Origin of the sequence: Enterococcus sp. DIV2384 (assembly GCF_050534975.1) — a bacterium.
Classification (GTDB): Bacteria; Bacillota; Bacilli; order Lactobacillales; family Enterococcaceae; genus Enterococcus; species Enterococcus faecalis.
On the sequence record NZ_CP172905.1, the window covers coordinates 2,617,488 to 2,636,970 of the forward strand.

The 19,483-nt window shown below is 34.7% G+C and carries 20 protein-coding genes and 1 pseudogene; 14 read left to right on the forward strand and 7 right to left on the reverse strand.

What is annotated here, in order from left to right; all coding sequences use genetic code 11:
• Positions 1–12 precede the first annotated feature (12 nt).
• From IGK54_RS12540 to IGK54_RS12550, 3 genes are all read left to right on the forward strand, one after another.
• The gene (locus IGK54_RS12540) at positions 13–828 is read left to right on the forward strand and encodes a PTS mannose/fructose/sorbose/N-acetylgalactosamine transporter subunit IIC (protein ID WP_002365419.1); all 816 of its coding nucleotides are present in this window, start codon (positions 13–15) and stop codon (positions 826–828) included.
• Positions 825–1,652, forward strand: a complete 828-nt coding sequence (locus IGK54_RS12545; protein ID WP_002354796.1) for a PTS system mannose/fructose/sorbose family transporter subunit IID — start codon at positions 825–827, stop codon at positions 1,650–1,652. Before IGK54_RS12540 ends, IGK54_RS12545 begins: the two co-directional genes overlap by 4 nt.
• A gap of 147 nt (positions 1,653–1,799) precedes the next feature.
• On the forward strand, positions 1,800–4,319 hold the full coding sequence (locus IGK54_RS12550; protein WP_002381047.1) for a sigma 54-interacting transcriptional regulator: 2,520 nt from the start codon (positions 1,800–1,802) through the stop codon (positions 4,317–4,319).
• A gap of 146 nt (positions 4,320–4,465) precedes the next feature.
• Here the strand turns inward: IGK54_RS12550 and IGK54_RS12555 are convergent, their stop codons facing one another.
• Positions 4,466–5,026 (reverse strand): hypothetical protein, encoded by a 561-nt coding sequence (locus tag IGK54_RS12555; protein WP_142957084.1) that lies wholly within the window; start codon positions 5,024–5,026, stop codon positions 4,466–4,468.
• A gap of 786 nt (positions 5,027–5,812) precedes the next feature.
• Between IGK54_RS12555 and IGK54_RS12560 the strand changes: the two genes are divergently transcribed.
• Positions 5,813–6,481: a hypothetical protein gene (locus IGK54_RS12560; RefSeq protein ID WP_010824284.1), complete on the forward strand. Its 669-nt coding sequence runs from the start codon at positions 5,813–5,815 to the stop codon at positions 6,479–6,481.
• A 273-nt stretch (positions 6,482–6,754) separates the two neighbouring features.
• Here the strand turns inward: IGK54_RS12560 and IGK54_RS12565 are convergent, their stop codons facing one another.
• Positions 6,755–7,039: a very short patch repair endonuclease gene (locus tag IGK54_RS12565; RefSeq protein WP_142957085.1), complete on the reverse strand. Its 285-nt coding sequence runs from the start codon at positions 7,037–7,039 to the stop codon at positions 6,755–6,757.
• 186 nt (positions 7,040–7,225) lie between these two features.
• Between IGK54_RS12565 and IGK54_RS12570 the strand changes: the two genes are divergently transcribed.
• The 4 genes from IGK54_RS12570 (at position 7,226) to IGK54_RS12585 (ending at position 12,857) form a co-directional block, all read left to right on the forward strand.
• Positions 7,226–8,500 carry a DNA cytosine methyltransferase gene (locus IGK54_RS12570; protein ID WP_010824286.1) on the forward strand — a complete coding sequence of 425 codons (1,275 nt, stop codon included), beginning with the start codon at positions 7,226–7,228 and terminating at the stop codon, positions 8,498–8,500.
• A complete protein-coding gene (locus tag IGK54_RS12575) occupies positions 8,500–9,738 on the forward strand; it encodes a DNA cytosine methyltransferase (RefSeq protein ID WP_010824287.1) in 1,239 nt (412 codons plus the stop codon). Before IGK54_RS12570 ends, IGK54_RS12575 begins: the two co-directional genes overlap by 1 nt.
• 131 nt (positions 9,739–9,869) lie before the next feature.
• Complete coding sequence (locus IGK54_RS12580; protein ID WP_185938063.1) at positions 9,870–11,606, forward strand: AAA family ATPase; 1,737 nt, start codon at positions 9,870–9,872, stop codon at positions 11,604–11,606.
• A 3-nt stretch (positions 11,607–11,609) separates the two neighbouring features.
• Entirely contained in the window at positions 11,610–12,857 is a 1,248-nt protein-coding gene (locus IGK54_RS12585; protein WP_241408255.1) for an LlaJI family restriction endonuclease, read from the forward strand.
• Here IGK54_RS12585 and IGK54_RS12590 read toward each other — a convergent pair.
• Complete coding sequence (locus tag IGK54_RS12590) at positions 12,829–13,197, reverse strand: helix-turn-helix domain-containing protein (RefSeq protein ID WP_080113371.1); 369 nt, start codon at positions 13,195–13,197, stop codon at positions 12,829–12,831. The genes IGK54_RS12585 and IGK54_RS12590 overlap by 29 nt on opposite strands.
• 276 nt (positions 13,198–13,473) lie before the next feature.
• On the opposite strand from IGK54_RS12590, the gene IGK54_RS12595 reads away from it, so the two are divergent.
• From IGK54_RS12595 to IGK54_RS12620, 6 genes and pseudogenes are all read left to right on the forward strand, one after another.
• The gene (locus tag IGK54_RS12595) at positions 13,474–13,839 is read left to right on the forward strand and encodes a hypothetical protein (RefSeq protein ID WP_142957089.1); all 366 of its coding nucleotides are present in this window, start codon (positions 13,474–13,476) and stop codon (positions 13,837–13,839) included.
• 610 nt (positions 13,840–14,449) lie between these two features.
• Positions 14,450–14,668 carry a DNA cytosine methyltransferase gene (locus IGK54_RS12600; protein WP_010824290.1) on the forward strand — a complete coding sequence of 73 codons (219 nt, stop codon included), beginning with the start codon at positions 14,450–14,452 and terminating at the stop codon, positions 14,666–14,668.
• Positions 14,669–14,724: 56 nt separating this feature from the next.
• Positions 14,725–15,036 (forward strand): DNA cytosine methyltransferase, encoded by a 312-nt coding sequence (locus IGK54_RS12605; RefSeq protein WP_080113372.1) that lies wholly within the window; start codon positions 14,725–14,727, stop codon positions 15,034–15,036.
• 23 nt (positions 15,037–15,059) lie between these two features.
• A complete protein-coding gene (locus IGK54_RS12610; protein ID WP_241408257.1) occupies positions 15,060–15,410 on the forward strand; it encodes a DNA cytosine methyltransferase in 351 nt (116 codons plus the stop codon).
• Between the two features lie 108 nt (positions 15,411–15,518).
• A complete protein-coding gene (locus IGK54_RS12615) occupies positions 15,519–15,677 on the forward strand; it encodes a hypothetical protein (RefSeq protein ID WP_010824293.1) in 159 nt (52 codons plus the stop codon).
• Positions 15,678–15,739: 62 nt separating this feature from the next.
• Positions 15,740–16,969, forward strand: a pseudogene (locus tag IGK54_RS12620) (site-specific integrase).
• Positions 16,970–17,048: 79 nt separating this feature from the next.
• Here IGK54_RS12620 and rpsI read toward each other — a convergent pair.
• The 4 genes from rpsI to IGK54_RS12640 form a co-directional block, all read right to left on the reverse strand.
• Complete coding sequence (gene rpsI / locus IGK54_RS12625; RefSeq protein WP_002354786.1) at positions 17,049–17,441, reverse strand: 30S ribosomal protein S9; 393 nt, start codon at positions 17,439–17,441, stop codon at positions 17,049–17,051.
• Positions 17,442–17,454: 13 nt separating this feature from the next.
• The gene (gene rplM / locus IGK54_RS12630; protein WP_048670019.1) at positions 17,455–17,883 is read right to left on the reverse strand and encodes a 50S ribosomal protein L13; all 429 of its coding nucleotides are present in this window, start codon (positions 17,881–17,883) and stop codon (positions 17,455–17,457) included.
• A 236-nt stretch (positions 17,884–18,119) separates the two neighbouring features.
• Positions 18,120–18,587 (reverse strand): Dps family protein, encoded by a 468-nt coding sequence (locus tag IGK54_RS12635; RefSeq protein ID WP_142957091.1) that lies wholly within the window; start codon positions 18,585–18,587, stop codon positions 18,120–18,122.
• A 127-nt stretch (positions 18,588–18,714) separates the two neighbouring features.
• Positions 18,715–19,434, reverse strand: coding sequence for a DUF5105 domain-containing protein (locus tag IGK54_RS12640; RefSeq protein WP_430603070.1), 720 nt, complete (start codon positions 19,432–19,434; stop codon positions 18,715–18,717).
• Between the last annotated feature and the right edge of the window lie 49 nt (positions 19,435–19,483).

Below are 19,483 nucleotides of genomic sequence, written 5' to 3' on the forward strand. Positions count from 1 at the left end.
AGGAAATGAACAATGCTTATGCATGCAACAATGGCAGCCTTAGCTGTATTTATCTGTTTTGCTGGGAATTATTTAACTGGTCAAAGTATGATGGAACGTCCCTTAGTCGTTGGATTAGTCACAGGAATTTTAATGGGCGACATGAAAACAGGGGTCTTAATGGGGGCCTCTTTAGAAGCAATTTTCTTAGGAAATGTTAATATCGGTGGTGTTATCGCAGCGGAACCTGTAACTGCGACTACTTTAGCCACAACGTTTGCAATTATTTCAAATGTCGAACAAAAAGCCGCCATGACGTTAGCCGTACCAATTGGGATGTTAGCCGCTTTCGTGGTGATGTTTTTAAAAAATGTCTTTATGAATATCTTTGCTCCTTCTCTTGACAAAGCAGCACGTGAAGGCAACCAAAAAATGGTTGTGACACTGCATTACGGAACGTGGATTATTTATTATTTAATCATCGCTTCGATTTCATTTATCGGAATTTTAGCAGGAAGCGGGCCAGTAAATCTGTTTGTTGAAAGTATTCCACAAAATTTGATGAACGGCTTAAGCGCAGCTGGCGGACTTTTACCTGCCGTTGGGTTTGCTATGTTAATGAAACTGTTATGGGATAATAAATTAGCCGTCTTTTACATTTTAGGCTTTGTTTTAACCGCGTACCTACAATTACCAGCCGTTGCGGTAGCGGTCATCGGGACAGTAATTTGTGTCGTGAGTGCCCAACGGGATGTAGAATTTCGCGACATTCTAAAAAGAAAACCTGCGGCGTCTTCTGCGGTTGAAGGCAGCGCGAAAGAAATCGAAGAGGAGGACTTTTTCGCATGAAGTTAAAAGAGAATTTATCTAAAGAAGAGAAAAAAATGATGCGCTCTGTTTTCTGGCGTTCTTGGACGATGAACGCTAGCCGGACAGGAGCTACACAATACCACGCAGTGGGTGTCATGTACACTTTACTCCCAGTTATCAATCGTTTTTATAAAACCAAGGAAGAACGGGCAGAGGCATTGGTGCGTCACACCACTTGGTTCAATGCAACCATGCATATCAATAACTTCATCATGGGGCTCGTTGCTTCGATGGAAAAACAAAACAGTGAAGACGAAAATTTTGATGCTAGCTCTATTACAGCAGTTAAAGCCTCATTAATGGGGCCACTTTCAGGCATCGGTGATTCCTTCTTCTGGGGCATCTTACGTGTTATTGCTGCTGGGATTGGGATTTCATTAGCCAGCACTGGTTCGCCATTAGGGGCGATTGTCTTCTTACTTTTATACAACGTTCCTGCGTTCTTAATTCACTATTATGCGTTGTATAGCGGCTATTCAATCGGTGAAAGTTTTATCCAAAAAATGTACGAATCAGGCGGAATGAAGATACTCACAAAAGTATCAAGTATGCTAGGCTTAATGATGATGGGCAGTATGACTGCTTCAAATGTAAAATTCAAAACGATTCTTGAAGTTTCCGTTAAAGGAAGCAAAGACGTAGTTAAAATCCAAGACTATTTGGATCAACTATTCGTCGGTATCGTACCATTAGCCGTGACATTACTTGCTTTCTGGCTATTACGCAAAAAAGTCAATGTTAACGTGGTGATGTTTGGTATCATGTTCTTAGGCATCTTGCTAGGATTACTAGGCATCTGTTAAAATTGAAACAATAAACATTTAATTATTAAACACTTAGAGCCTGAGACAAAAATCCAAAGTGATTTTTATCTCAGGCTTAAAAGCTGATAAACGGCGGGAACAGAAGCAACCCCTGTCCCGACCTCTCTTTTGGAAGGACGATGAATCATGCGCTTGGAGACCTACCAACACTTAGTTGATATTTTAGAAACCAGCAACACCCCGATGAGCACACAAGAAATTGCCACAAAAATTCAATTAAGCCGCTCGGTAACCAGCTTATACTTAAATAAATTATTGGAAAAAGGTGAAGTCCAACAAACGGGAAAAAAACCCGTTTATTGGCAATTAACCCGTGCAACAACCCCCACGACCGATGTGTTTCGACAATACATCGGTAGCCAAGGTAGCGCCAAAAAAGCCATCGAACAATGCAAAGCCGCTATGTTGTATCCCCCATTGGGTATGCCTTTATTAATCCATGGAGCCAGTGGCGTCGGCAAAAGCTTTTTGGCAAAACTGATTTATGAGTATCTAAAAAACGAACAAATCATCGGCCTGGAAAAATTCTATACCTTTAACTGTGCCGATTATGCCAATAATCCCGAATTGCTATCATCTATTCTCTTCGGCCATACCAAAGGCGCATTCACTGGGGCTGAATCAGAAAAACAAGGACTCTTGGCCCAAGCTAATAATTCCGTACTCTTTTTAGATGAAGTACATCGATTATCCAACGAAAACCAAGAAAAACTCTTTCAGTTTATGGATACAGGGACCTTCCGCCCTATTGGTGAAGAAGGAAAAATGGTGCATTCCAAGGTCCGGCTACTATTTGCGACCACCGAAAACCCGAAAAAAGTCTTATTACCAACCTTTTATCGCCGAATTTCCGTAATCGTCTCACTTCCGAACTTCAAAGAGCGCCCCATTCGAGAACGGATTGCGATTTTGAAAAACTTATTCCACCGAGAAGCGAAACGAATGACCAAAGACATCAACGTGGACGAAGAAATCTTTACGGCATTATTAGAAAATGACGAACCTGGCAACGTGGGGAGTTTATCCAACAAAGTGCAGCTCCTTTGCGCGTCGCAATTACGAAAAACTTTGCCCAATCAACCTGTCGTCATTGGCGATGCAACTCAACCAATGATTGCGATTCCTTTAGACAAAGAAGTGTTAGAAGAAGACACACTTTCTTCCGATATTTTCGCAACATTTGAAGCCTTATTTACAAAAGAAAAAACACTGGCCCACTTAAAAACTGAACTGACACAATTCATTAAATATTGTTTAGACGATGAAATAACCTTGGAAAATGATTATTTTTTACAAAACCTAGTCACGGAAGTCCAAACCAAAAACAAACTAATTATTAACCAACCTGAGCAAACTGAAAAACCAATGAAAGATGTTGCTAAATTGCTGAAAATTTTACCGCCAACATTTAACGAAACAGTGCTCCTTCCAGTCCAAACACAGTTAAAAGAACACTATCCGCGAACGGTTTCCCTCGTGAAAAACTTAGTCAGTCCGCTGCCAGAAGAATACCGTTTCTTGACAGAGGTACTCTTATCTGTATTACTCAGCGGAGAAATTTCTGAAACGATTCCTTACCAAGCGCTCCTCGTGGCGCATGGTGAATCGACTGCCACAAGTATTCAAGCCGTTGCCAACAAATTATGTGGTACCTATATTTTCGATGCGATTAACATGCCCTTAACCTCCTCCGTCCGAGATATCGTCGCCGAAGTTAAAGAGTGGCTTTCTCAGCGGGACACATCACAAGGCGTCATTATGCTCGTCGATATGGGTTCTCTGACACAACTTTATAAAAGTTTGAAACCGCAAATTCTTGGAGAACTTTTGGTGATCAATAACCTGACCACTGCCTATGCGTTGGAAATTGGTCATCAATTAATGAACGAACAACTTTTCTATGGTATTGCTAAAACCGCTGAAAAAAAATTTAAAACCGATGTACAGTACTTTGAAGGCTTTTCAGTAGAAAAAAATATCATTGTCTCTAGTATTTCAGGTCTGGATATTGCCAAGCAAATCAAACAAATCTGTCAAAAATACCTGTATACTGACATTAAAGTCATTACTCTAAAATACAAAGATTTGGTAAACACGTTAGACATTGCCAACGCCGAAGAAAATTATTTAAAAGAAACCTCGCTCATTTTGACGACGTCTTACTTAGACAACCATACGAATGTTGCTAGCGTGAATCTCTTAGACATGTTAGACGAAGATGCAGGAACCCAGTTGATGGAACCTTTCCAAAACTTGATGCATCCCAATAACATTGATAGCATGATTAACGAATTTGTTCACTTCTTCTCGAAAGAAGGCTTGTCAGAAAAACTAGAATTTCTAAATCCTGACGTCATTATTAAACAAGTCGAAAACGTTACAAAAAACATTGAAAAACGCTTCGACCTCACACTCAGCGGCAAAATGAAATTTAACTTAATGATGCACAACGCGCTCATGGTAGAGCGAACCATGCTCGGCGTTGAAGACTATGAAATCCCTGCTAACCTCGAGGAACTAACCATTAACCAAAAACCATTTTTCCAAAATGCTAAAAACATTTTCTATACTCTAGAACAGTTTTATCGAATAGAGATTTCCAACTGGGAACTCTATGTGATTTATGAAATTTTGTCTTCTCGGTGAGTGCTATAGGAAGAGTCTCTTTTGTTCAGATGATTACCTTAAAATATAGCTAGTGGGCCATAATTCATTTCGACTTATGGCCCACTTTTTTTAGTTTGTATTAAAACACTTTCTATCAACAGAAAGTGTTTCAATAAATATTTCGTTTAGGCAGCGCCATTTCCTGTAGTGTAAACGAACAGGACAGTGAACAGGATGGATACGCCAACCATTATTAATTTTTTCGTTTTGTTGGGGTCCTCTTGAAGTAGCCATTTAATCAACAGACTGCCTCTAATCCGTTGACTTGCCTTCTCTTTTTCAGTCGCTGACTTTGTATAACGCCAACCATAAAAGTGCCAACGAAGTAAATTGGCGTACCAAGCTCGATAGTTTTTAGATAGAAAACCACCACAGATGAACAAAGCTCCTAATAAAATATCCAAATACAACCAAACAATAAATGTTAACGGAATATCGATTAATGAATAATTCTTCACTTCAATCACTTGATCTTCCAAACCAAATTGATGAATAATCCGTTCTTGGTATTCAGAATCCGTCTCCGCTTCTTCTTTTCCCCCAACAACTTTTATGGCTGACTCGACGCCCATACCTTTTATAAAAGCTTGCTTGGAATGACAATACTTACATTCCACCACTTGATCAGCGGTATCGTACCATCTAAACGCATTCGCCCCACAACTTTGACAAACCACACTACTCATTTTTTGCCTCCGATATTTGTTATTTTTTATGGTTATGTTTCATTACTTAATGATACCATTTTTTGGAGAGGGTTGGGTTGGGTTGGGTTGGGTTGGGTTGGGTTGGGTTGGGTTGGGTTGGGTTAGAGAGATTGATAAAAAAGACACTTTCTCATTGCGAGAAAGTGTCTTGAAACATTGTAATTGATTGGTAAGCGAACATGTTCGCAACGACTCCAAGTAATTAACGTTTTGAGAATTGAGAAGGTTTATGGGCTTTTTTAAGACCTGGTTTTTTAGCACCAAATTATAGTAAATATTAAAATCCTTATAAAACGCGGTGTTCAGCAATCCTGTAGTGAGAAATAATTCAAACTTTTTACATTTGTTTTAGTTCAATGGCGTGAATTCTTGATGAAAAAATTAAACTATTGCGAGCCGAAATAGTTATCCCAAAATAACAATGCACAAATCTTCCTTAACCTCTATTATATTACTAAAAAATACTCGAAAACTTATAAGGAGAGAAACTATATCTACAATATACTTAAAACAGTTTGACAACATATCTACTTTTATTACAAATACAGTAAAAAATACGATATCCTTAAATGTTACAAAAAAAGACCTAATCAGTTGTGCTATTTTTTCAGGAGGATTCTCTCATACTACTCTAACACCTACAGGTGAGAATTTCTATTCCAGCTTAATTGAAATAACCCTTGATGATGGTAGGAATTTTATTATACGTGAGGATTACAACAATTCCGAACAATCAATAAAAACAAGTCTATCTTTTTTCTAGGAATGGTCTCTGCCAAGCTAGTTGCCGAAAAATTCTATAATATTCCGTACTTATTTCACTTAAAAGATCCCCAACTAGAAATTGACACGAGTGGAAAAACTCCTGACTTTTTTTGGTTATCTAATGGAACAATGCCTTTTTTATTTGAAACTAAAGGTACTGCGGGAGAGAAAATAAGTAAACATACCGCTAAGAAAGCAAAAAAACAACTAGCAGCAATCTCACAAATTGAAATTGAAACTGATGGGCCCACTCTAATGTATAAAACAAAAGATATAAAAAGACATATTATTTCTTCTAACTTTGTAAACAATACACTTTTATATAATGATATTGATCCAGAGCACAACGGTCAAGAAAAAATCAGGTTAGATTTAAATCGTTCAATATTAAGTTGCTATAGACATATTATGTGGCTTCTCAATAATACTAATGGGGGATACTCATTTGGAAACATAAAATTTTTGGTATACAGATCAGAAGGCTATAGTTTTGGTTTAGATAAAGAACTTTATGATATTTTCCTGGAATACCAGTCAAAAACCAACTCTATACACAGCAAAAAATATGATAATACATCTTTTTCAGGTTTATACAAAAAATACTATAAAAGAGTCTCTAAATTTGAACGTTTTTATATCTCAATAGATGAAACCATATCTATAAGATGAGACGGGATAATATGTTTTTAAAATGTAATTCATAAAAATTTATAATTGTCCATCTCTTTCATCTTGATTCAAAAAATGATGGGGTGGATATTTTTTGAAAAATTATTCAGAACATCTATTATATATATAATAAAAGTTTTGGTTTATTTTCCTTCCGTAATATCTATGTATAATTTTTCCAGGGTCTTATTTCTTTTAACTTTAGTTCGCACTCCTAAACAACCAAAACATTCCGTCCAAACTTTTCTAGCTCTTTATGGGATTTTTGATCTCTTAATACTGTGTTAGTAATTTTTTAAGCCAAAATTCTGTGTTAGTTTTTAGTATATTAGAATTTTTACATCCATGATGATGCCAAGAACAACCATTAACAAATACTACAGTTTTATATTTTAAAAGAACTATATCAGGTTTTCCAGGATATCTCTTATTATTAATTCTGTATCTCAATCCTCTATTATACAGAAACTTTCTAACAAGAAGTTCAGGTTTTGTATTCTTTGACTTAATCTGAGACATATTCTTACTTCGTGCTTCTTTGGAAATTTTATCTACCATTATTTTCTCTCCTCTAAACTATTAAGCAATAATTATAGTTTCAGAAAAAAGTTCTATAATCTTCTAAAATTACATTTTTTTAATTAGAGAATAAATATCTTTACAAAGGAACGTACATTCGGTAAAATCTATATATTGAAAAAAAGGACTTTTTTCAATATAACTAATTATTAGAGGTGTTGACTTATGGTTAGAGGTGGCGCACGCCCAGGTTCCGGTCGAAACCCAATTGATGGGAAAGAATTAAAGATAAAAGTATCTAATGATATTATAGAACAGCTTGATTTATTTTTCCCTGGAAAAACAAGTCAGGATCGTATTCGAGAATGTTTAGAATATGGTATTAAAAAAAAGGAAGATGAGCAGCACTCTCAACTTAAAGAAAAATTGAATGTAGTTGATTTATTCTCTGGAGCAGGTGGTCTATCTCGTGGATTCATGGACGCTGGATTTAATGTCGCCCTTGGAATTGATTTTGATGACGCAGCATTAAAAACTTTTAAGGAAAACCATGGTGAAGCAGAAATCATGAAATTAGACTTATTTAATCATGATAATCTTCATTTTATTACTGATTACCTACATGAAAAAAATTTTTCGATAGATGTTTTAGTAGGTGGACCACCATGTCAAGGATATTCATTAGCAGGTCCCAGAAATGAAACCGATAAGAGAAATTCTTTATACGAAGCTATGGTAAAATTGGCACAATTAACAAAACCAAAAGCAATTGTTTTAGAAAATGTACCCGGCTTACTTAAACTGTTCGAAGGAAAAGCTGCCCAACGCATCATGGATGATTTTTCAGATTTAGGATATAAGATGCAAAAACAAATACTATTTGCACCTGAATTTGGTGTTCCACAAATTAGAAAAAGAGTTTTCTTTGTTGGAGTATTACCAGAATACGGCAATTTCACTTATCCAACACCTATCTTAGATAAAGAAAATTTTATAACTTGTGAAGATGCAATAAACGATCTACCTTCTTTAGAAAATGATATAGGCCAAGAAATTTCAGATTATTCATCTAATCCACTAAGTGTATATCAGGAAGTAATGAGAAAAAATTCAGATATATTGTTTAATCATGTGGGTACACAACATGAGCAAAAAACGATTGAGCTCATCGCAATGGTTCCAGAAGGAAAAAATTTTAGAGCATTACCAGCCCCATACAATACAATGTTTAAGTATAATGAAGCTCTAACACGATATCATAGTAAGAAACCATCTTTAACAATAAATACAGGACATAGGTCTCATTTTCATTATAAGTGGAATAGAATTCCTACAGTGAGAGAAAGTGCTCGACTACAGAGCTTTCCTGATGATTTCATTTTTTATGGTAATAAATCTCAACAATATAAACAAGTTGGAAACGCCGTTCCACCATTACTTGGAAAAGCAATTGCTCAACAAATTCAAAATGTTCTGTCGAAAGAAGGGAGCAAAAAATAGTGTCTAAAATTAAATATATCGATTTGTTTGCTGGCTGTGGAGGATTATCTGAAGGCCTTTTGAAAACAAACAAATTTTCTGAAGTTGCTGCTGTTGAATGGCTGAAACCACAAGTAGATACATTAAGAAATAGATTACAAACAAAATGGAATTATCCTGACGCTAATGAAAGAGTCCTTCATTTTGACATTCAAAGAGAAGAAGAACTTTTCCATGGTTGGGATGATAAAGAATATGGTTCCAGTAATGGTCTTGATTCCATTGTAAACAAGGAAAAGGGAATTGATATAATAGTGGGCGGACCACCTTGTCAAGCATATTCTATCGCAGGTCGTGTAAGAGACGAGTCAGGAATGAAAGATGATTACAGAAATTACTTGTTTGAGCATTATCTAAGCGTCGTTAAAAGGTATAGCCCAAAGGCTTTTATTTTTGAGAATGTTCCTGGGATGCTTAGTGCTAAACCTGGTGATGAATACGTTACAGATCTAGTCCGAAAAGGTTTTAACAGTATCGGGTATGAAATTGTATCAGATCTTAAAAAATATGCATTAATTAATTCCAAAGATTTCGGTGTTCCTCAATCGAGAAAGAGAGTTATTATTTTAGGAATAAAGAAAGAAAATAAAAATCAAAAAGAATTGGATACCTTACTGAAGAATTTTTACACTACCATTCTTCCCAAATACAAGTCAGTAAAGGAAAGATCAGTGTATGACGCTATTGGTGATCTTCCTCAATTTAAACCTACTTTTGATGAAAATTTGCGAAAGAAAAAAGTAGCTTATATCCCAGCCAGTGATGAAAAAGAAATCAATTTAACATGGCATACCCCTCGTTATCACAGCATAAGAGATATTCAAATATTTAAAATGCTAGCAAAAGACTTAGAGGATGGAACAAATCTATATACAGATAGTAAATCTATCAGTAAAATTTACGAAGAAAAAGTTGGTTCAAAATCTCCTATACACAGATATCATGTACTACGTCCAGATAAACCCAGTACTACAATTATTGCGCATCTCTACAAAGATGGAAATAGATTTATTCACTACGATTCTAAACAAGCACGAACTCTTACTCCAAGAGAAGCTGCCAGAATACAATCTTTCGATGATGATTTTTCTTTTATAGGCGGCCAAGGTGCAACTTACCAAATGATTGGTAATGCTGTTCCGCCTGTTCTAGCTGAAAAGATTGGTTACGCCGTTAATGATTTATTAAAAGAATTTTGATTTATAGAAAATAGAACCCTGAACTTCTAAAGGTTCTATTTTTTTGTCTTTTAAAAAACTATTTTTAATTGATTTGGTAAGCCTACTCTGCGATAATGAAAATGTATAATAAAGATAGGAGGAAAGTTAATATGTATCACTATAACTTTACAAATGATTTAAGAATTTCCAGTTTAGAGGAAAGTTTATACGAAGCTGCAGAGTTAATACAATCAGATAATGTTCCAACTGCCGAACAAAATAAAAGCAAAAATAATAATATTAACACATTGAAATTCTATTTTAATATTTATAAAGATAACAACGTTACAAAATCTATACTTAATAATAACACCAGAGAAGTTATTATTAACTTTATCAAAAAATTTCAATTTCCAAATGTACGAAACGCTAAAGATTTTTTAGATCAAATCAACGATGGCATTATTATAGCACCACTTAGACTATGCTTCCGATTATTATACATAGCCTTCCTATCAGATGGAGAAAATGGGTTTATCTCAAAAAAAGAAATTACAGATTTTGTTTTCTTCAATGACAATATTGCTAAAAAAAAAAATCCAGATCTAATAAAATTGTATGAGGAAATCAAACAAACTCGTATTGCAAGCACAACGAGTTTTTATAATAATGAAGAAATCAATGCTATGTGGAAACAACATGACAGACAATTACGTGAGCTTCTGAAAGTATTAGTTTGGACTGATTGTGTTTTAGAATCTGATGGCAAATATTATTTAAGCACAAGTAATCTCAGCTTACAAGAAAAAGGAGATATGCTTGATATATTGCTTTACAATGAGTACTGGGAGTCCCCTAATACATCTGACTTCTCTACAGCAAAAAAATCATATATAAGCTACATGGATTTGAAAAGAGAAATACTTAAAATTAACACAAATAACCCTGAAGGAACATCAGATTATGTTGCTAGATTAGAAATGAATGGACAAAACAGAATATATTATGGTGCACCAGGTACAGGTAAAAGTTTTGCAGTAGATGAATTAACGACTGATTACGACTATAAAAGAAGAATAACTTTTCATCCTGAATACACTTATTTTGACTTTGTCGGAGGATTAAAACCTGTACAAAGTAACGGAAATATAGAATATGAATTTGTTGCCGGCCCCTTTACAGAAGTAGTTATTTCTGCTCTAAATAACCCTTCTCATAAATGTGCACTAATAATAGAAGAAATAAACAGATCTAACACTGCAGCTGTGTTCGGTGATGTATTTCAATTACTGGATAGAAAAAGTAACGGAATTAGTGAATATGTAATAAAAAATAAAGAAGTTGTAGAGTACATCATTTCTAAATTAAACGAGTCAGCAAAGCAATACTACTATCAACAGTTATTAGAATTAAGCGGGGGCATTTCCGAAAATATTGGACAGCAACTATTTTTGCCAAGTAATGTTTGGTTATATGCAACAATGAATAGTTCAGACCAAGGGGTTTTTGCCATGGATTCTGCTTTTAAACGACGATGGGAATTTATTTATACTCCAATTGACTTTTATAGCTCAACTAATAAAGATATTATTCTAGACGGATTTAATATATCCTGGGGAAAATTTGCCACAGAACTAAATAATATTCTATCCAACATCACTGGAGTAACTGAAGACAAACTAATAGGCCCATATTTTTTAAAGGAAGATGATCTATCTTCTAAAGAAAAAATAGGTTCTAAGTTACTTATCTATTTGTGGGACGATGTAGTAAGGTATCAAAGAGAAACTCTTTTTCTTGAAAAAAATAGATTTTCAAAAGTAATAAAAACCTTTGAAGCTGGCGGTCAAATTTTTATTGATGAATTACATGATAAATTACTGCCAAATACTGAAAATGGTGATTAGCAAATGATTAAAATGGAGTATTTTATAGAAGGTCAATACTATCCGAAACAAAAGGTTGCAAAACAATTAATTGAATCAGGATGTTTTTCTTTAGATCCTAAAAAAGAATGTATCGCAAGAGTAAGTGGTATTGTATTTTCAAAAAACATTGTATATATTTTTTTTCCAAAAGGGTATGTCCTCAGTAATGATGATAAAAATAATCTTTACTTGGGAAAACTATTATTTAAAACCATAACTAAATATAAAAACTCTAGCATGCTAACTGAAGAAGAAGCTAGCTGGTTAGGCTCAACCAATAAGAATATATTATATTTAGATACTATCAAATGGCTTATAACTGATTACTTATCTCATGGTATTTTTTCAATTAGCGATCGAAAATATGAACTTCAAGGCCCTGGCAGAATAGATTGGAACAAAACAATAAAAAACGATCTTCCTTTTATCACAAATAATAACTTGATTTACTTAAATCTAATAACTCATAAAAATGAAAACAAGAACTCAATTATTTCTATAATCCATGAAAATATAGTATTGGAAATTATCCATAAGTTTGGTTGGCTTTTTGATTTAAATCACCCTAAAGAAAAAACTTTTATTAATTTAACCATAGAACAGCAAATACTTCTACTTGAAAAAGAGTTACGAACAACATACAAAACACGAGATATCAAATTGATACAAAACCTATTAATATATTTGAAGGATACTGAGAATAATTATTTTTCTATTATGTTACTTACACCCTACTTTTATAGTATTTGGGAACAAATGCTTAAATTAGCATTTAAACACGACTCTACCTTAATGGGAAAAGTTCCAAAACCTTACTGGTATTTGACTGGGAATCCATTCAAATTATACACTAAACAAATTCCAGATATACTAATTTCTAAGGACAACACCTTATTAATTATTGATGCAAAATATTATTCTATAAAGCCCAAAAATGTAAAAAAATTCCCTGGATGGGAATCTATAGTGAAACAACTATATTATAACCTCTCGTTAAATAATATTGGTTTTCAAAAAATCAAGAATATTTTTATTATGCCATCTTCACTTCAGCCAAAGACATATGAATATCTAGGTTACAGCTCTGTAGAAGACAAGGAAAATGAGCTTGGCTTGGTATTAGCATACTCTTTAGATCTCCAAGTTATTCTAGAATCATATATTAGCGGAAATAGACCTACTAACATACTAGAACAGCTAGTCAAAGATACCTACCTTCGCCCCAACTAATTTTAAGAAGGGACTTTATTATGTCTGTATATTCTTTTCTATGAGGGTGTACGTCAATTTCTTTAATTAAATCCATTAACTCAGGAGTAGTCTCTTTAGCTACTCTTTTTTCTTGTTCAAACTCTACAAAAAAATCTGAATAGGAAATATCCAAATCTTTTAATATTGATGTAAAAGTAATTAAAGATATTCCCACAGCATTATTTTCTATTTGACCAATTGTACTTCTGCTAACTGATGATCGTTCTACAAGCTTTTCTTGTATAATCCCTTTTTTCTTCCTTAGGTAAATAATATGATCAATAGATGTCCTAAACTTTGGAAAAATGGTTACAAAGATGAGTTCTGAACCAAAATCTCACTTCTGCTCTTTGCAGAAAGAAGAGCTATTCACTAGCGACCTATTGGATATGATTGAGAGAAAGTATCATAATGTATTTTTTAGTCCATCCATTTATCGAGTTTACAAACGAAAAAAGAATGTGCTCTTTATCTAACAGCTTTATTTATAGATATTGATCACTGGTCAGTATGCGGGCACGAGAACGAATTAAAAGCTTACCTGAGGAGCTACAGGCTCCCACATTCATAATCCTGTTCCGGAGCTGATGTCCATGTGTCTTATGTTTTAGGTTTTAAACCCAAAGTATCAAAATATGTCAAATTATGGGAACACACATTTGAAGCACTAAGGCACATATTAGATGGTGATCCAAAAGTCATTGAAGCCGCTCGACTAATGAGACTTCCATACACTTGGAACACTAAAGCAAATGCGATGTGTGATTTTGTTAGTTTTCACTCTGAGCGATCATTCGATCTAATAAAAGTAGCAGACAGTTTAGGAGTATTTAAAATTTATAAGACGAAACCCAGCTATTTCAAAAACAAGCAGAAAAAAATAAAGAAAAAGATACAATACCAAGCAAATGGCTATATCCAAGATTTCAAGAACAAAATCATAGAGCTTACAAAATTGTAGGCCATCCATGGACTGGATATCAGAAATGGAAATAACACTCTCTTTCTTTTAAAACAGTTAAGAACAACAGATCAGACTTTAGACCATGTAAATAACGAAATATTCTCAGAACCTCTTTCGGATACGGAAATTACTTATATTAAAGAATATGACTCAAATACTAGTCAACCTCTCTCATTTCCTAACAGAGCAAATTCTGTGACAATGTTACAAATAACTGCAGAAGAGCAGAAATTATTCAGGTATTTAGTGGATGAAGATGTTTACGAAACGAGAAAAACAATAGCCTTTATAAAAATTAGACCACTTTATTCATTGATGGGGTAATTATTGAAATTATTGCAACATAAATATGTGAAGAAGAAGAATGTATCATTAAAGACCTTAGCGAGAGAGCTAAAAATTAGTACAAAGACTGCTTCTGAATTTAGGAGTAGCAGAAATCAACAAGAGGATTTCCTTCAGGTAGATGATATACGTTTAAATGAAGTAAAGCAAGAAGTTTAAAGAGTAACTACTACCTATCTTTCCACTTTAACTAAATATAAAAATAAGTACGCAGTTGTTGGAGATCTTCAATAGTTTCTAGAAAAGTTGGAGGAACTTAGAAATGAATGTATGTAGTGTTTATAGCGGTATTGGCGGCTTGGATTTAGGGTTCCAAGCCGCTGGGTTCCATATTAATCAAGCTATTGATATAGATGAATATTGCGTCCATGCTTATAAAGCTAATATCTCAGATAGTATCATTTGTGAATTAGTGAAAGATCATATAGAGGAGCTTCTCCCCCATGATCTCCTCATTGGTGGGCCATCATGTCAGCCATAACAACACTTTAGGCCTTATGAGAGGCTTATGATGAACAAGCGAAAGCCTTTTATGACGTGTTAGAAATTACGAGAAAGCACCACACGAAGATCCTGGTATTGGAGAATATAGCAAATCTTTTGAGATACCAAAACGGAGAGACTTTCAGGTATATGAAAGAGTGTCTAGATTATTTTGGATACTATGTATACCACCAGATTTTAGATACTAAAAATTTTGGTATTCCGGCAAATCACCGACGTGTATTCATCGCATGCTTTAGAAAAGAGTATTTTAAAGATGAGCCTTTTAAGTTTCCAAGCGGATTTCCTTTAGAAACAGCTTTACAAGATTTGTTGGATGAGGATGTTGATACAAAATACTTTTAAGTAAAAAGACAGCACAAAATGTGTTGGACATACCTAGCGGAAATGGCGGTCGGTTAATTAATCCAACGGTTGCAAAAACTTTAACAACAAAAATCAGTACAAATAATAAAGTAACTCAAAATACTTATGTCACAGATACTAAAAATGCAACAGACTCAGAAAAGAGTACCTTGAGGCGGTTAACACCTAATGAAGGCCGAAAAATACAAGGGTTCCCAGATTCTTGGAAACAAGTCACATCGGACTTTCAGGTTTATAAACAATTTGGCAATGCAGTAACCATTCCTGTAGCAACAGCATTAGCAGAAACAATAAAAGCATATATAAATAAAAATTTAATTAGACCAAAGAAAGAAGGAATACACGATGAATGAATTACAAGTATTACTTGATGATGAACAACTAAAAAAATTGGAGAGCAAGCCGCTGCATCATTAGATATAAAAGAAATTATCGAACTCATAAGTTCTGGAGAAAGCTATATGAATAAGAAGCAGACTTGTAAGTACCTTAAAGTAAGTAACAACACTTTAGATTCGTGGATTTTATGTGGGTTACCACAAATACTGATTAATAATTCTGTCCGTTATGATCGTTTTGCAATTGATCGTTGGATGAATTGGCTAGAAAAAACATCATAATGGCACTATAATCAAGCCATAGTATTTGATTTCGGCTCGCAAAAAAACTGGAGGAAAATACTATGGCAATCACAAAAACAAAAAATGGAACATATAGAGTCAGAAAAAAATACCCCCACGATGTGGCAATTCTGCTTGAATTAAAAAATCTATATTTTGATAAAATATTTAAAACCATGAAGGAAGCTAAAGAAACAGAATTGGATTTTGAAAATAAAATCCAAGAATTACGAAAAACTAAAGATAAGAATGTTTTTGAGTTGGGTGGAGAAATGCTATTTAGAGATTTTTATGAGAGTATCTGGCTAGATGCCTACTCCAATGGATCAACAAGTTCATACTCCACTCCTCCCACAAAAGTAACTATAAATAATACAAAAGACGTTTTTAAGCTGCATATTCTTCCGATATTTTGTAGGTACTCTTTGAATTATTTAAATCAAAATAAGCAATTTGTAGCTGGAAAAATGACGGCTAAAGCAAGGGAGTATACTAACTTTAAGACATTGAGGAGTTATGTAAATCAAGTATTTGATTTAGCAGAAGAATACGATTACATCAGCTACAATAGATTATCTAAAACTTTAAAAAAGATAAAAGCATTAAAAAAGATTCAATTAGCTAATAATAAGCAGAAAGAGGATAAGTATTTATCGGAAGAAGAATTAATAAAATGGATTAAGGCAATAGAAGAAGATTATGAAGAAGGGTTGCTAACCACTCAAGATTATACTTTATTCTGGACCACCTATCTTCTTTCAGATTGCAAAAGTGAAAGTTATGCCCTACAGTGAAAACATATTGATTTCAACAATAACCAAATATATTTGGAACAGGCGTTAGATAAATTGGGAAATGTAAAATCCACTAAAGGGAACAAAAAAACTATAATCCACCTTCCTGTAAGATTAGAGAGAATTTTATTGATTTGTAAATCCGAGCAAAAAAAGAGTTAAAAACTTTGGAAATTGAGCAAACAGATCAACAATTTTTGTTTACCTATTGTGACATGTATGGGAATATTAATAAATGTGTCCATACAGATTTATTAAACTATCGAATGAAATCAGTAAGAAAGCGTCATCCTGAATTGAAGCTTGCATCACCACATAAATTATGCCATACTACCCTTGCAAAAAAAATATGGAGTGACTGTAGAAGATATCTCAAATGGATTAATCCATTCAAACCTCGAAGCAACTGGTACTTATTTAAATAATGATAAAGTCGCTCCATTAACTCCCGCAGACGATGCACTTAATCACTTGATGCAAAATGCTGGTAGGGAATAAATGAGGATTTTGGTGGGGATTATAAAAAAGACTCCCAGAAAAATCTGAGAGTCTTTTAAAATCCACTTGTAGCAAAGGATTAACGTTTTGAGAACTGTGAAGCTTTACGGGCTTTCTTAAGACCTGGTTTTTTACGTTCAACCATACGTGCGTCACGAGTAAGTAACCCAGCGCGTTTTAAAGCAGAACGGAAGTCAGGATCTACTTGTAACAATGCACGAGCGATTCCGTGACGGATAGCTCCTGATTGTCCAGCATAGCCACCACCGTTTACGTTTACGATTACATCGTAAGCGCCTTTTGTTTCAGTTACGCCAAATGGTTGGTTGATAACTTCACGCAAGTCAGCATGTGGAATATATTCTTCTACGTCTTTTTTGTTTACAGTAATTTTACCAGTACCTGGTACTAAGCGTACGCGGGCAACTGCATTTTTACGACGGCCTGTGCCGCTATATTGTACTTGTGCCAATGAATTTCCCTCCTTAAATTAAGTTCGTGATATCTAATACTTCTGGTTGTTGTGCAGCATGTGGATGCTCAGCTCCACCGTATACGTTCAATTTAGTAAATTGTTTACGTCCTAAAGTGTTTTTAGGTAGCATACCTTTTACAGAAGTTTCGATAAGACGGCGAGAGTTTTTGTCGCGTAATTCACCAGCTGTCACTGATTTTAATCCTCCAGGATACATTGAGTGACGGTAGTAAATTTTGTCTGTAGCTTTTTTACCTGTTAATTTTACTTTATCAGCGTTAATTACAATTACGAAATCTCCAGTATCCACATGTGGTGTGAATGTTGGTTTATTTTTACCACGTAGTACAGAAGCAACAACTGCTGATAGACGTCCTAAAGGAACATCTGTTGCATCTACTACATACCATTTACGTTCTACTTCGCCAGCTTTGGCCATATATGTTGTACGCACGTTTCTTTCCTCCAATTTTGTTTTCGATGTTTGACATACACTTGAGTTTCCGGGGCTCATTGTGGGGCAAACAATACCATTTAATATTTTACCTTCAATCACTGATAAAGTCAATGTTTTTCTGCGCTTTCAGAAAATAGATTTTCACTTATTTTTTTGTGCCTTTTAAACAGAAAAAAACCGCCAACGTCAACGTCAGCGGCTTTGGGAGTTGTTTTAAATTATGCGTCAATACCAGGCGCTTTGCCAAGTTTGGATTGTAACATCCAAATATTTTTTTCGATGTCTGTTTTGTTTGCGATGAAAATGTCTTGTGTGCAGTCGTCGCCTTCTTCACCAGAAACTTCGATTCCTTTTGCGTAAAGGTCTGCTAAGTAACGGTAGCCTGCTACTAATTTTTCCATACGTTCTGGAATAGTGCGGTCCCAGTTACCAATTTCATCTTCAATTTTTGTATTTTCTGCGAATTCACGCAATGTTGAGAATGGAGAGCCGTCCAATGTGATTAAACGTTCTGAAACAACATCTAATTGCTCATTGATTTGATCCATGTATTCATCCATTTGTGGGTGAAGTGTTAAAAATTCAGGTCCACGCATATACCAATGTGTTTGATGAATTACCACGGAAAATTGGCTTAAATCTGCAACGAGTTGGTTCAAAATTTCTTTTGTTTTTTCAAATTTCATTCTTTGTCATCCTCCTAAATATTATTTCTACACTCTTAGTGTAATATGAATTGTGAAAAAAGTACACTGAAAACCTTTCTTTTTTAAAATTATTATCAAATTATAATAATTACAATTAAGAATCTAATTAATTTCCTGCAATCGCTGTTCTTTCATCCGCAGTGACGACTTTTTGTTCCGCTTGAGTGAGGATCGTGTCGAGTGCCTCTGTCAACTGGTCAGTATCTTCTTTTCCTGTGATGAAAGCTAAAAAAAACTGATTCAGTCTCAGTTGCTCCGCTGCCGGCAAGTACCATTGTCCTTCTACTTGCTTAACCGTTAATGGCAGTTCAACTGGCTCATGGCTGACATTGATTTGTTGGATTTCTTTTTTTAAAACGGCTAACGTGTGCTGCATGTCTAGCGCTTGTGTCGCCTGTTGCGTTTGCTGAAGAAGAGCAGTGGTTGTATCTTCAATCGCCGTCACAAAATCTAAGCCCTTAATCTGAAAAGTGATTGTCGCTTGCCCATTCATTTCTTTCGTGGCTACTAGTTGATATGACGCTTTTTTCTTCACTTGAGCCAATAATTCTGCGCTAAGCTTCTGGGCTTCAGTCTCGGTGACTTCAGCGTTCATTTCTTTTAAGCTATTGAAAAATTGCTTCTGGAACTGTTGACGGCTCGTCTGCAAATGCTCCGCCAAGACTTTCGGTTCACGAAAAGTTTGAGAGAATGTCGCTGGCTTTTCTTGATAAATAAAGTAATCTACCAACTGTTGCGCTGCTTTTTCGCCGGAACGAGACGGTGCACTGCAGCTTGCTAACGCCCCAATGAATAACAGAAATAGTGGTAGTAGCTGCTTCTTCATTCCTCATCCTCATTTCCTCAAGTCTTTGTCTCTCTTCTAGTTAAGCAAC

Excerpts from the sequence above, each read along its gene's own strand:
- IGK54_RS12540 (WP_002365419.1), top strand. The coding sequence starts at position 13 with ATGCTTATGCATGCAACAATGGCAGCCTTAGCTGTATTTATCTGTTTT.
- IGK54_RS12545 (WP_002354796.1), top strand. The coding sequence starts at position 825 with ATGAAGTTAAAAGAGAATTTATCTAAAGAAGAGAAAAAAATGATGCGC.
- IGK54_RS12550 (WP_002381047.1), top strand. The coding sequence starts at position 1,800 with ATGCGCTTGGAGACCTACCAACACTTAGTTGATATTTTAGAAACCAGC.
- IGK54_RS12555 (WP_142957084.1), bottom strand. The coding sequence starts at position 5,026 with ATGAGTAGTGTGGTTTGTCAAAGTTGTGGGGCGAATGCGTTTAGATGG.
- IGK54_RS12560 (WP_010824284.1), top strand. The coding sequence starts at position 5,813 with ATGGTCTCTGCCAAGCTAGTTGCCGAAAAATTCTATAATATTCCGTAC.
- IGK54_RS12565 (WP_142957085.1), bottom strand. The coding sequence starts at position 7,039 with ATGGTAGATAAAATTTCCAAAGAAGCACGAAGTAAGAATATGTCTCAG.
- IGK54_RS12570 (WP_010824286.1), top strand. The coding sequence starts at position 7,226 with ATGGTTAGAGGTGGCGCACGCCCAGGTTCCGGTCGAAACCCAATTGAT.
- IGK54_RS12580 (WP_185938063.1), top strand. The coding sequence starts at position 9,870 with ATGTATCACTATAACTTTACAAATGATTTAAGAATTTCCAGTTTAGAG.
- IGK54_RS12585 (WP_241408255.1), top strand. The coding sequence starts at position 11,610 with ATGATTAAAATGGAGTATTTTATAGAAGGTCAATACTATCCGAAACAA.
- IGK54_RS12600 (WP_010824290.1), top strand. The coding sequence starts at position 14,450 with ATGAATGTATGTAGTGTTTATAGCGGTATTGGCGGCTTGGATTTAGGG.
- IGK54_RS12615 (WP_010824293.1), top strand. The coding sequence starts at position 15,519 with ATGAATAAGAAGCAGACTTGTAAGTACCTTAAAGTAAGTAACAACACT.
- rplM (WP_048670019.1), bottom strand. The coding sequence starts at position 17,883 with ATGGCCAAAGCTGGCGAAGTAGAACGTAAATGGTATGTAGTAGATGCA.
- IGK54_RS12635 (WP_142957091.1), bottom strand. The coding sequence starts at position 18,587 with ATGAAATTTGAAAAAACAAAAGAAATTTTGAACCAACTCGTTGCAGAT.
- IGK54_RS12640 (WP_430603070.1), bottom strand. The coding sequence starts at position 19,434 with ATGAAGAAGCAGCTACTACCACTATTTCTGTTATTCATTGGGGCGTTA.